At 59.5% G+C, this 12666-nt stretch carries 14 protein-coding genes; all 14 read left to right on the forward strand.

The window, feature by feature from the left end:
* Positions 1-9 precede the first annotated feature (9 nt).
* The 14 genes from LH464_RS04400 to LH464_RS04470 all read left to right on the forward strand — a co-directional run bounded on the left by LH464_RS04400 (position 10) and on the right by LH464_RS04470 (position 12666).
* Positions 10-348: a GPW/gp25 family protein gene (locus tag LH464_RS04400; RefSeq protein WP_315859582.1), complete on the forward strand. Its 339-nt coding sequence runs from the start codon at positions 10-12 to the stop codon at positions 346-348.
* On the forward strand, positions 345-1298 hold the full coding sequence (locus tag LH464_RS04405) for a baseplate assembly protein (protein ID WP_226785158.1): 954 nt from the start codon (positions 345-347) through the stop codon (positions 1296-1298). The genes LH464_RS04400 and LH464_RS04405 overlap by 4 nt, the downstream gene beginning before the upstream one ends.
* Complete coding sequence (locus LH464_RS04410) at positions 1291-2553, forward strand: phage tail protein I (RefSeq protein WP_226785159.1); 1263 nt, start codon at positions 1291-1293, stop codon at positions 2551-2553. Before LH464_RS04405 ends, LH464_RS04410 begins: the two co-directional genes overlap by 8 nt.
* A 12-nt stretch (positions 2554-2565) precedes the next feature.
* Complete coding sequence (locus tag LH464_RS04415; RefSeq protein ID WP_226785160.1) at positions 2566-4836, forward strand: hypothetical protein; 2271 nt, start codon at positions 2566-2568, stop codon at positions 4834-4836.
* 11 nt (positions 4837-4847) lie between these two features.
* Positions 4848-5021, forward strand: coding sequence for a hypothetical protein (locus tag LH464_RS04420; protein WP_226785161.1), 174 nt, complete (start codon positions 4848-4850; stop codon positions 5019-5021).
* Positions 5022-5035: 14 nt separating this feature from the next.
* On the forward strand, positions 5036-6655 hold the full coding sequence (locus LH464_RS04425) for a hypothetical protein (RefSeq protein WP_226785162.1): 1620 nt from the start codon (positions 5036-5038) through the stop codon (positions 6653-6655).
* 10 nt (positions 6656-6665) lie between these two features.
* Positions 6666-7247, forward strand: a complete 582-nt coding sequence (locus tag LH464_RS04430) for a hypothetical protein (RefSeq protein WP_226785163.1) — start codon at positions 6666-6668, stop codon at positions 7245-7247.
* Between the two features lie 87 nt (positions 7248-7334).
* On the forward strand, positions 7335-8762 hold the full coding sequence (locus LH464_RS04435; protein ID WP_226785164.1) for a phage tail sheath subtilisin-like domain-containing protein: 1428 nt from the start codon (positions 7335-7337) through the stop codon (positions 8760-8762).
* Positions 8762-9268, forward strand: coding sequence for a phage major tail tube protein (locus LH464_RS04440; protein WP_226785165.1), 507 nt, complete (start codon positions 8762-8764; stop codon positions 9266-9268). The genes LH464_RS04435 and LH464_RS04440 overlap by 1 nt, the downstream gene beginning before the upstream one ends.
* Before the next feature lie 9 nt (positions 9269-9277).
* On the forward strand, positions 9278-9550 hold the full coding sequence (locus tag LH464_RS04445; protein ID WP_226785166.1) for a phage tail assembly protein: 273 nt from the start codon (positions 9278-9280) through the stop codon (positions 9548-9550).
* 151 nt (positions 9551-9701) lie between these two features.
* Positions 9702-11678 (forward strand): hypothetical protein, encoded by a 1977-nt coding sequence (locus tag LH464_RS04455; protein ID WP_226785168.1) that lies wholly within the window; start codon positions 9702-9704, stop codon positions 11676-11678.
* A gap of 52 nt (positions 11679-11730) precedes the next feature.
* Complete coding sequence (locus tag LH464_RS24780) at positions 11731-12099, forward strand: phage tail protein (RefSeq protein ID WP_390624922.1); 369 nt, start codon at positions 11731-11733, stop codon at positions 12097-12099.
* Positions 12099-12455, forward strand: coding sequence for a DUF6527 family protein (locus LH464_RS04465; protein WP_226785169.1), 357 nt, complete (start codon positions 12099-12101; stop codon positions 12453-12455). The genes LH464_RS24780 and LH464_RS04465 overlap by 1 nt, the downstream gene beginning before the upstream one ends.
* The gene (locus LH464_RS04470) at positions 12448-12666 is read left to right on the forward strand and encodes a tail protein X (protein ID WP_226785170.1); all 219 of its coding nucleotides are present in this window, start codon (positions 12448-12450) and stop codon (positions 12664-12666) included. Before LH464_RS04465 ends, LH464_RS04470 begins: the two co-directional genes overlap by 8 nt.

Below are 12666 nucleotides of genomic sequence, written 5' to 3' on the forward strand. Positions count from 1 at the left end.
GGGATCAAGATGCGCGGAATGAACGCGGCAACCGGGAAGCCGCTGGACGGAATAGACCACCTCCGGCAATCCATTGTGGACATCCTCAGTACCCGCAAGGGAACCCGCGTCATGCGTCGCGACTACGGGTCCGATGTCCCGAACCTTGTAGACAGACCGGTGAACGATGAATTGCCCGTGGACATCTATGTAGCCGTTGCCGAGGCGTTGGCGGCATGGGAGCCGCGACTCGTATTGCGGGAAGCTTCAATGACGGCGATGGGCGACGGGGCTATAGAGTTTGCGTTGACCGGCGATTATCTGCCGGACGGGCAAACCCTAACGTTGACCGGAATCTATGTGAGATGACAGAAGCACCCGCCGAATTCTTCCGCGTCATTGATCTTTCAATGGTCCCGGTTCCGGACTTCGTGGAGGCGTTGAACTACGAGTCCATTCGGCAAGCGGCGATTGATTACTTCGTTTCTCTGGACCCCGCGAACAATGCGCTTGTAGAAAGCGACCCCATCATCAAGCTTATCGAAGCCTTCGCCTACCGTGAATTGAACCTTCGGCAACGCATCAACGACATGGGCCTCGCCAATACCATCACGGCTTCGCTCGGCAACGACCTCGCCGTCATCGGCGCCTTCTTCGGCGTCACCCCTATGGAAGGGGAAAACACCGAACGGTTCCGCCGCCGGGTCCAGTTGGGGATCTACACCGGGGCCGTGGCCGGTCCTCGGCAATCTTATGAGTTCCACGCGTTGTCGGCACACGCCGCCGTGGTGGATGTTGGAGTTCATTCCCCGGCACCCGGCGAGGTAGCCGTTACCGTGCTTGCTTCCGAAGATGTGGCAACAGAAACCGCCTCGGATCAGGAACGCCTTGTCGGCCGCGCCTTGTTCGCGCAACCCGTAAACGCCGATGTTTCCCGTATCCTGGCGCGGCCGTCCTCGGCGGTCCTTCAAGCCGTCCGGGTCGCATTGTCAGGCGAAGCGGTGCGCCCGCTTACGGACTCCGTGACAGTGCAGCCGCCGACCGTGGCGCCCTTCTCTATACGCGCCCGCCTGGTGGTCTATCCGGGTCCAGAGGCGGCAACCGTTAGGGCGAACGCCTTGACCTCGCTGGCGGCCTACCTGCAGCGGATCCGGAAGGTAGGCTATGACGCCACCCTATCCGGCATCATAGCCGCCTTGACCGTTGGCGGCGTACAGAACGTTATTCTGACTTCGCCGGTGGCCGATGTAGTGGCCTCCCACTATGACCTACCGGTGTGTGTTGCCGTTGACGTAGAGGTTGAGCGCTTCGATGTTTGAAAGCATCATCCCGCACACCACAAAGATTGAGCGGGACGCGGAACGGGCAACCGCGTTCCCGGACCTTCCCATTGACGGCCTCGCCAGCTTCGTGGACCCCATGAAGATTGACGCCAGGTTTTTGCCGTGGCTCGCCTACCGCTTCGCCGTGGATATCTGGAATGACGAATGGACCGAAGAGAAGAAGCGGGACGTCGTTGCGCAACAATTCGAGTTGCACCGGCTCAAGGGAACCGAAGAGGGAATCCGGCGGACCCTAAGTCTAGTGGATGCCACGTTGTTGGAAACCGTCCGGTTCCCGCAACGCGCCTTCGCGATGCGTCCAGTGACGAAGGAACAGCGCGACGCCTGGCTCGCCAGGATGCCGGAGATACGAGTCTATCTCCACACCGAACGGGGCATGGCGGGCGCCGACGCCTTCGGTCGCCCGGATGGCATCGCCCCGCCTTCATCCTTCGCCGGTCACGCCTTCGCCAGGCTGGATAGAGCGGAAGCAATCTATGGCCGCCGCGCCGTGATCCGCTATCCAGATGGCCGCGAAGTCTCGGTTCGCCGCTCCACGGTGGAGACCGTCACCGAAACGAAGACGGCCGCCGTTTATGACCGGATCCACATCCCTGGCGAAATAGGACCCGCGCTGTTCGTTGGCGGCTTCGCTCGCGGCCGCTTCGTGACACGCCGGAACACGGCGGCGCAAATCGTAACGTTCTCGCTTGATCGTACCTATGATGCGAAGAAATCGGAATTGCACCTAAGCACGGCGGCGCCGAGCTTGCAGCCGATCGATGTAAAGTATGAGCGGATTTCAGACACAGCGCCCGCCGGTCCCTCGCTCTTCGTGGGCCAATTCCTGAAACGGAAGTTCGTCACGGATGACCGCGCGGAATGGCACCTGTTTGACAGGGTCCGTTTGCAGGACCCTGACGTCGACGCGCCGTGGGCGCGCGCGCACTCGTTCGCCAACCGGGTCCGTATCGGCATGAAGCCATTCCATGCGGAACTACTTGTGGAATCGAAGAGCAGAAAGATACGCCGGGCCGCCTACGCAAACCGTAGCTACTTCGGCGGGGTTTTCTCAACAAAAGAGAATCTAACGAAACTCAAATGGGTCTATGCTGCAATCCGTCGAAGCAAGGCCGTCCGCGACCGTATTCTTGTGGATACGCAAACGTTGAGGCGCCGGACTTTCGGGGGCGGCATCCCGTTCGATGGAAGCTTTAAATTCGGCGACCGGGTGCGAAACACTTTGAAGTAGAGCGAGGGAATTATGGGCGAGCGCCTTGTGGTCATCTCTGACGACCAGCAGATAACGAATCAAGACCTCAACAACATTGGCGCCTATGCCCGGACCTCACTTGACCACGTCGTAAAAGACGGGATCGAACCCGGAAAGAAGTTCACCGGCTTTTCAGTTGTCCAGTCTGGACCGGCGCAAGTAACCGTTGGTTCCGGCCGCCTCTATGTAGACGGTGCCGTATACTTCCGGGACGATGAAGGCGGTGTTGTCCTTGACCTCATCAACGCGCTTCCGGCGGCCACTAACAAGATTGTCACCATAGTAGTGTGGGGCCAGGCGGTCGACACTGCCTTGGAACCGCGAACATTTCTTGTGGACGTTGACACAGAGCAAACGGAAGCCCGGTCGGTAGCCACCGAAAACAGGCGTTATGCAAACGTCAACACGGTGTCCGGCATCGAAGCGGCGGACCCTACCCCGCCAGCAATCGACGCAAACGTTCTTGCCGTGGCCTACATCCGCCTTACACCTGGCGGCATCGAGTCAGTTACGATGGTGACGGAAAACCGCGTGGTCTCCACACGCGCCGTTGCCGACCGCACCGCTTCACTAGAACTCTGGCGGAATCGGACCGGCTCCCGCCTTGACGTACTCGACACCACCGTGACCGGCATTCAATCCGCGCTTCGCGGCATCGCTCCAAAGACGCTTGTTCTCGAAATGGCGCGCGATATCGGCCGTTTGAAGACGAGCGCGGAGTTGCCGGAAACCTACACCTCCTACGATGCCGACCGCTTCCTTACGGACGATAAGTCGGACACCGTCCACGCTGACTTCCTGGCGAAGGTTGAGGAAGGGATCAGGTTCCCGCCAGCGGCGCAACGTGTCGCGCAGCTTGCGCTTGCGAACCCGATTGATCCCGCCGTGGATGTCCGGTCAAACTTCGTCCTTCCTGCTTTCACGGAAGCGCAGCGGGTCCGTATCGACGGCAATGACAGCGAGCTGTCGCTCTCCCAATTCCAATTTCAGACGTCTCAGCTTAAGAAGCTGTCGCGGAGCCGGACCCGTATCCGATACGGTTCGTCCATGACAGTCTGCACGAACGGCGCGTGGTGGAACACGGGCACCTATGACCCTTCTACCCGCATCTTCACCCGCAATGGCGAGACGTTCTATGTTGATCTTACGATTGACAACTATTGGACGGCGCCGAACCACATCTTCGCGCGTGTCACTCAGTTTTGGACGGACACCTATGAAGAAGAGTATTGGGGTTACGTCGACGTCACCGAAGGCGTGAACGGTTCACTTATTGCGCAAACCTTCCTGAATTCCGAAGCCGGGTATATTAGCGGCCTTGACCTCGCGTTTACCCGTGTGGCGCATACCGGCGACGTCATGGTCGGTATCGTCCGCACCGAAAACGGAAAGCCGCTTCTCGACAAAGTCCTGGCAATGGTCACCATTCCGGCGACCGACCTCAAAGTCTATCCGTTGAAGACGCGGGTTCCGCTTGTCCCCACCTATTTGGAAAAGGGCGAGCGTTACGCCTTCTTCATCGTGACCGCTGGCAACCACTTCATTGCCACGGTGAACGGCAATAAGAACGCCCAAGGAACGCTGTTCTACTCCACGGACGGCGCCTTCGTCCAAGGTGACTTGACCCGCGACATCCCGTTCGCGCTCTACTATGCCGAGTTCAAGACGCCACGCCTTGAGGTTGCTTTACAGCCCCTTGTTCTCGAAAACGGTATTTCTGATATCGACTTGAACATTGATACAACGGCGCCAAACGGCACGCTTATCACGCCTGAAATTCAGGTGAATGGAGTCTGGTCTCCGCTGGCGCAGTATCAGCAGAGTTTGCTTGTGGGCCTCCCGCCTCTGGTAAACTTCCGTGTTGTCCTTACCGGCACCACGGACGTGATGCCGGGCTTCGGCATCGGTGCGCTTTCCGAGGTGAAGACGGAACGGCCACGCTCGGACCTCCGCCACATCTCCACCGCGCGGACCCTCCCGGCGCCGTGCGACACCATCGAGGTAACGACCCGGCTAGAATATTGGGACGATGACCGCCACACGTGCGTCATCAAGCTCCGCACAGGTGCCGGGTTCACCACGATTGTAACGCCGGACGCGGTTGTTGACGAAATCACGCCGGTGCCTGGCACCATCCTTCGTCGCGCCACCTTCAACCTCGGCGTGGCGGTGTCCTCCTACAAAATGCAGATAGAGGGGACCACCGACAACGTGCTGGTGGTCTACCACGTGGCCGAGCGCTACGACCTCGCGTTCTCTTAAGGGTTCTGACAATGGCGACGACCACCCCCGTATTCAATCCCGATGCGCTCTATGACGTGCAGTTGGCGCGGCCCATTAAGGTGGGCCGAACCGTCATCCTACCGGTGAACCGCGTCCAACTAAAGGGCAAGGTAGTGGAAGCAAATATGGCGGACATTCTGGACGCCTCTGAAATCAAGTCATAAATCGGGGGCGACCGATGGCACAAAAGACGCTCGCCGAGCGGTTCCACGTTACCCCGCAAACCGTCGCAAACCCGCCGTTCTGGAATGGGTTCGTGCAGGAGATCGATGTCCGAATCCGCGCGTTGGACGCGGTGAAGATTGCGTGGGAGGAAGTCTCTCAACAGGGCATCACCGTCGCGCTTGGCCGAATCAATGAAGTCCTTGGACCGGCCGCAAACCGTATCCAGAACATCGCCGCCCTAGGCTTCCTCTCTGTCCGCTCCGCGACTTCGGCGACGCTCGATATCGGCAGTGTCACCTTCGCCATAGATCCCGGCGTTCAACGCGAGTTGTTCGTACCGTCCCCATTCGTGGCCGTGACGCGGGAGTCGAGCCCGTTCGACTACGCCATCGGGATTGTGTCCTATTTCAACCGGGACACCGGTGTGATGGACATTCAGATTCAACATGTGGAAGGCGACGCCGGGCCTCATCAGGATTGGATCATTGCGGCCGTGGCTGGCCAGGCCATCGCGCAAACGTCAATCCTCAATGCCACCAAACAGGTGAAGGCAGAGACCGATTCCATCCGGACCGCCACCGATTCAATACGGGCCGACACGGGACAGATCCGGAACGCCGCTGGTCTCATCAGAGATGAAACCGCCCGCCTCCGCACCGCCGCTGAAACAGCGAAGGACACCACTGTTGCTGTTGCCTCCCGCTACCATGGAGCTAGAACGTCACAGCCGCCGGTGGCGGATATCGGCGACCAGTACCTTGACACGGCGGCGACGCCGAACGTGGTGAAGGTGTTGACGGATGCTGGCTGGACGCCAACGGTGACGGTATCCATCGGAGGCTCCCGCGAAGTCGATTTTCCGGTAGCGACAGGCGCCGAAGGAACGGGCCCCTTCACAGTTGGCGGGGGCTTCACGCGCGGCGACGTCTTCCTGAACGGATACAAGCTCCGGAGCGGCGATGGCGGCACCGTCATCCTGGCACCGGGTCCTACCGGGACATTCACCCTCACCGAACCATTGGTCGCTGGGGACGAAATGGCGTTCCGTGGCTATCTCGCCAATGACGTTGTTGATATCTACACGAAGACCGAAGCAAAATCAGTGCTGTCGTCCGCGCTGCTAGACTACCACGACAGGTCGTACATCGATGCGTTGTCCGCCTCTTTAGGCGAAAGCATCTCCTCTAAGCTGGACAAGTCCGGCGGTACCATCACTGGCGCGCTGAAGATCAGTAGCGCGGCCAATTATCTCAGCTTCGCCGACACCGATGCCGGTCAGACGCGCCATATCCACCATAACGGCGGGCTGATCGGGTTCCTGGGGGCAGCCGGTGACTGGATCATGCGCTCGACCGATGACGGCGCCCTGTGGACGAAGCAGCTTGGCGACCTTAACAGCCGCATTGAGGCCCGCGCTGCCGCGCACGCGAACGACCGCGTAGCGAGCCTGAGCTTTCGCAGGGTCTCACCAGGTTACATGGGCGCAAACCAGGACGCTTACAGTCCTGCGGGGACCGTCCTCGGTGGCTTCAGCTCCACCACGGGCGGCTTCCCGAACGAAATGAACGGCTTCTACTACTTCTATCTGCAGATGTACGACCCTGTCCGCGGCTGGTGGACGATTGGGGGTTAAGGGGAAACACATGGAAATCGTAAACTTCGGACACTTCACAACCCATCAACGTGACGGCTTCCTCTTTCATACGAATGAGGACGGTCAAGACTGGTACGAGCTTCGCAACAGCCTGACCACCTGGGCCGCCAACGGTGAGTTCATTGACTCCATCTACGGCGCCTGGGTAACCGTCACCGAGAAAGGCGTTGTAGCCAACGTGGAATACGACCCGTCACGCATCGTCCCCGACAACAAGACTGTCCTCGGCGTCGATGCAGATGTTGAGAATATCCGTCCTGGAATGCTCTATTCCGACGCCGCCCTGCGAGATCCGCCGGCGCCGACGATAGAGGAGGTCAGGGCCAGCATGCCCTCCCTTACCCCTCGCGAATTCCGCGATACGCTGATCGACAATGGGATCATGCCCTCGGCAGTAACGGCAGTGATCGAGCAGATTGGCCATCCAGTCGCACAGGCAAAGGCGATGAACGCTTGGGAGTACAACACTCAATTCGTCCGCACCGACCCGTTGGTCGATCAACTGGCTACCGCCTTCGGTCTTACCCCGGAGGATGTCGACCAGATGTGGGGACAAGCGTTGTCCTTGTAGCGGGTCCCGGACTTCCCGTTTCCTGCAATGCGGTTTTCCGAATGCTGGACTATAAGAGGCAAAACGATCTCAATCGGAGTGTAAGCCATGGCGGCGGCGCAATTTCTTCACGGTGTGGAAGTCATCGAAATAGACGATGGACCACGCCCGGTTCGCACCGTCCGTTCCTCCGTTATCGGTATCGTAGGCACCGCACCCGACGCTGATCCGCTGGCGTTCCCGCTGAATAAGCGTGTTCTCATCGCTGGGTCCCGTGGCGAGGCCGCAAAGCTGGACGTCTCCACGGGCCAGACGCGCGCCGGGACGTTGCCGAATGCGGTCGACCTCATTCTTGACCAGATCGGCGCCGTTGTGGTCGTGGTTCGCGTTGAAGAGGGCGTTGACGAAATGGCAACGCTAGCCAACATCCTCGGCGGTGTGGACGGCGAAACCGGCGAATACGAAGGCGTCCACGCCTTCCTCGGCGCGAAGTCGGAGTTAGGAGTCCAGCCTAGAGTCCTCATAGCTCCCGGCTTCACTTCGCATCGCCCGCAAGGCGTTATCGGCCGTGGTCCTATCAGCAATCAAGGGAGCGGCGGCACGGACGGAAGCTTCCCGTTAGCTTTTACTGGGGGCACCGGCGAGGGCGCGGCCGGGACGTTTACCGTCACCGATGGAAAGCTAGTCAACGTCACCATCACTAGAGGCGGTCGCTACACTGTGGCTCCGTCCCCGGACTTCTCTGCGTCCGCTGGCCTTGTCGGCGCAGTGACAACCCTTGCTCTTGGCGCCGTTGCCAACCCGGTAGTGGCGGAACTTGTGGGTATCGCGGAACGTCTCAAGGCTGTTATCGTGGCTGACGGTCCGAACACCACGGACACCGCCGCCATCCAGTACGCCAACGACTTCGGCTCCCGCCGCGTCTATATGGTTGACCCCGGAGTTAAGGTCGCTAGGGGCGGAAACATCGTCATTGAACCGGCGTCCTCGGCTGTTGCCGGTCTCATTGCGAAGATCGACAACGACCGGGGCTTCTGGTGGTCTCCGTCAAACCAGAACATCAACGGCATCGTCGGAACCGCGCGGGCGGTGGATTTCGCTCTAGGTGACGCATCCAGCCGCGCCAATCTGTTGAACGAACAGAACGTGGCCACCATCATCAACGAAGACGGCTTCCGTCTATGGGGCAACCGGACGCTTTCGAGTGATCCGAAGTTCGCGTTTCTTTCCGTGGTGCGGACGGCGGACATCATCAACGACTCCATTCTCGCCGCCCATATGTGGGCCGTGGATCGAAACATCACGAAAACCTATATCGATGACGTTGAGGAGTCCGTGAACGCTTATATCCGCTCACTGGTGGCTATGGGTGCCCTTATCGGCGGCCATTGCCGCGCCGACCCGGACCTCAATTCCCCGGCGTCCATTGCCGAAGGAAAGGTGTGGTTCAACGTGGACTTCACGCCGCCTTACCCGGCGGAACACATCATCTTCCGTTCGCGCATCGTCAACGACTACCTCGAGGACATCGTATAATGGCCGCTCAACTTCCGCGCCAGCTTCGCGCGTTCAATCTCTACAACGACGGCCGCAGCTTCGCGGGCCGGATCGATACCTTCACCCCTCCTCCGCTGGCCTTCCTTACGGAAGAGCATCGTGCCGGTGGCATGGACGCGCCCGTCGAACTGGAAATGGGCATGGAAGCATTGATTGCGACCATGGTTATTTCTGACTACGACCCGTCCATCATCGCGCTACTCGGAAAGCAGGATGTGCCACTAGTTGCACGTGGCGGCGTCCAGGCTCAAGGGGGCCGCGCGGAACCGGTAGTCATCAACATGCGCGGCATGCTCAAGGGCGCCGAGTTGAGCGAATGGACGGCGGGCGGCGGCAAGTCCACGCAAAACCTCACCTATTCGCTCACCTATTTCCGCTTTCGTCAGAACGACGTTGAACTGGTGGAAATCGATATCATCAACATGGTTCGTAAGTTCGGGGGCGTGGATCAGGTCGCCGGGCTTCGTGCTGCAATCGGCCTCTAAGGAACCGAAATGACCGCCGCGATTCAAAAGCTTGTACAGCACACCCTCATTCTTCCGGTAGCCTTCGAAGGTTCGGAGAAGTCCACTATCACGCTTCGCCGCCTGAAGGGGAAGGACATCAAAAAGCTTCGCGAATACAGCGATGACGTCGACAAGACGTTCTTCCTTATCGGCGAACTCTCCGGATGGCCGCCCGAAGGCGTTGACGAACTGGACGGTGCCGACTTCGAAGCCATCTCAAAAATCATTGAGGGTTTTATGGGGCGGAAGGCCAAGCGTTAAGCCTTGAGGTTGTTGAAAGCCTCATTGCTGACATTGCCGTGATATTCCCCGGCTTCCTTCCGCACAATCAAGCCTACGAATTAGACCTTTCGGAATTGAGGCGGTGGCGCGAAATGGCGGCCGCCAGGGCGCCGAAGAAGGGCGGTAAGTGATGGCGGCCAACGCCGAAGCAACAGTAACACTATCACTTATCGACCGGATCACGGGGCCGATTAGGCGGATATCTGCCCGCATCGCGGCGGTTTCGCGCACACTCGGTATCGACCGGATCACGGGAGCCGTGGGCCGCCTCGGCACATCGCTTAAGGGTCTCGGCTCCGGGCTTATGGCCACTACGGGCCGCCTCTCCGCGTTCCTCACATTGTTCGGCGCCGGTGGTGCCGGTGTGATTGCTACCGCCTACGGCCTGGCGAAGAGCGCGGCCGATGTTGGCGCCGAGCTAACGGAGATGTCCGGAAAGCTTGGCATCGGTGCCGAGGCTTTGCAGGAATATCGCTTCGCCGCAAAGATGAGTGGGGTTGAAATCGCCACCTTCGACAAGGGCGTGGAAAAACTCGGCATCAATGCGGTTGAAGCCAGCAAGGGCAACAAGCAGCTTGCAGCCGCGTTCAAGTCTCTCGGCATCCGCGTTAGGGGTTCTGGCGGCGCCATGCGCTCCACGGAAGATATTTTGGATGACACCATGGCGGCGTTGTCCGGGATAGAGGATCCGCTGAAACGGAACCAACTGGCGTTCAAGCTGTTCGGGAAGTCCGGTGTTGACCTCACGAAGATGCTAGGGGACGGCGCCGAAGGCTTGCGTGACCTCCGCGAAGAGGCGCGCCGCACCGGCAACGTTATGAGCGAAGACGCGGCGCGCGCCGGTGATGAACTCGGCGACCGCGTAGATGCATTGGTTGAACGGGTCACCGGCCTTAAGAACCTTCTAGGTGTCCAGCTTATCCCGGTATTCAATGAAGCCGTTAAGGGGATCACGGATTGGGCGGATGCCAACGCCGAATTGATCCGGTCCACGGTTACGGATTGGGCGAAGGACCTTGTCGGCTTCATCAGAGCCTTGATTGATCCCACCTCGGAAGTTCGCCGTCAAATTGATGGCCTCGCCACTAGCTTCACGGCGTTTATGACGGCTATTCGTCCGGTTGTGGACTTCCTCGGCGGTCCCATGAACGCCGCTTTGATTGCCGTTGCTAGTTGGATCATGGGTCCGTTGGTTGTTGCGCTAGCCACCCTCGGCGCCGCCTTTGTGAAGCTTGGCATCGTCATCTTGTCTACGCCGATTGGCTGGATCCTCGGCGGCCTGGCTTTGGTGGCTGGCGCCGTCTACGTCATCTATCAGCAGTGGGACGAATTCGCCGCCTACTGGTCCAGCTTGTGGGATCGGGTCAAGGCCGGATTTCAGCAAGGTTTCATTCACGGCGTCATCGCGCTTCTTAAGGAATTCAACCCGGTCACCCACATCGTGCGCGGCATCAACGCGATGATTGAGTATTTCACCGGCGTTGATCTTATCGAACATGGGTCCGCAATGATCCAAACGCTGGCCACGGGGATCGAGTCCGGATGGGCGGCCATCATGGAATGGCTTCGGGCGCGGGGCCAGGCGATAGCGGAGACGGTATCCGGCTTCTATCAATATATGTTCGATGCGGGCGCCATCCTAGTAAACGCAATATGGGACGGCCTGAAATCGAAGTGGGATAGCGTGGTGGCCTGGCTACGTGGCGCCGTTGCCAACCTCGTCTCATGGCTTCCGGAGAGCATCCAGACACGCCTCGGCGTGAAGGTCGAAGGGGTTCCGGCCGGGCCCGTCAATGACAACGCTGGCGCCGCCGGTGCCGCCGCGTCAAGCACGCCGGCCCGATTGATCGGCGGGGTTCCTACGGGCGCCAGCCAAGAGGCTGCTATTGCCGCTGCCAACACCAACGCGCCGCCGACCTCCGGCGACGTGGAGCAAAACTATCTCACCAATTCCAGCAATACGAACACCACGACGATGAAAGCCACCGTCAACATTACGGCCCCGCCCGGTTCTGATGCAGCCGCTATCGGTGCCGCTGTTCGGCGTGAACTCGACAACGTCAACCGCCGCGCCGCCGCCGCCAACGGCTCTTCGCTATCAGATTAAGGGGCCAGACATGGCAAGGGTAATGATGGGACTAGGTGGCTTCCGATTCGCGATGGACACCGCCGCATATCAGAACTTGAATCGGAGCGATGAATACAGGTGGGAATCGCAAACCAGAATTGGCCGTCACCCCGCTATGCAGTTCATCGGAGAGGGCCACACCACCTTCAATCTTGAAGGGGTCATCTACCCACACTGGCGCGGCGGCCTCGGTCAGATTGAAAAGATGCGGACGGCCGCCAAGTTGGGTTCCCCGCTCTTTCTGGTGTCCGGATACGGAAAGATTTTCGGCCGCTTCGTTGTCATGAAGATTGACGAAACGCAAACGCACCTTCTCCCGAATGGGGCGCCGAGGAAGCAGGAATTCGCGCTTGAACTCAAGAGCTATGGCGAAGACGGACTCGCGGGAGAACATTTCTAATGGGCGCGATATCGAAGAAGCTCCGGAGCGTCGAAGGCGGCCGCCTCATGTTCTGGTGTCCCGGTTGTGACGGCGCGCATCAAGTTGGCGTAGGCGACGGGCCGGGTCCGCGTTGGGGATATAACGGCAACCCGGATACGCCTACGTTCACGCCGTCCATTCTGGTTACTGGCATCAAGCCTCTCACTGATGATGACGCCGAAAGGCTCTTGATGGGCGACGTGTCTATTCCGGATGAGCCGGAGAAGACAATTTGCCATTCGTTCGTGAAGGACGGCCGCATTCAATTCCTTTCGGATTGCAGCCATGGTCTCGCCGGGCAAACCGTAGACATCCCGGATTTCGACCATGGCTGAAACATACATTGCCCGTGACGGCGACATGGTGGATGAAATTTGCTGGCGTTTCTACGCGAAGGCGCAACAACCTTTGGCCGTGGAGCGCGTCTTAGAAGCGAACCGTGGTCTCGCCTCCCCTGGCGTCAAGCTCAAGGCCGGAACCCGCGTCTTCCTCCCGGATCTTCCGAAGCCGGAGTCGACCCCGATAATCCGAATTTGGGGGAAGTGA

Source organism: Pseudorhizobium xiangyangii (assembly GCF_020531965.1).
Lineage (GTDB): Bacteria > Pseudomonadota > Alphaproteobacteria > Rhizobiales > Rhizobiaceae > Neorhizobium > Neorhizobium xiangyangii.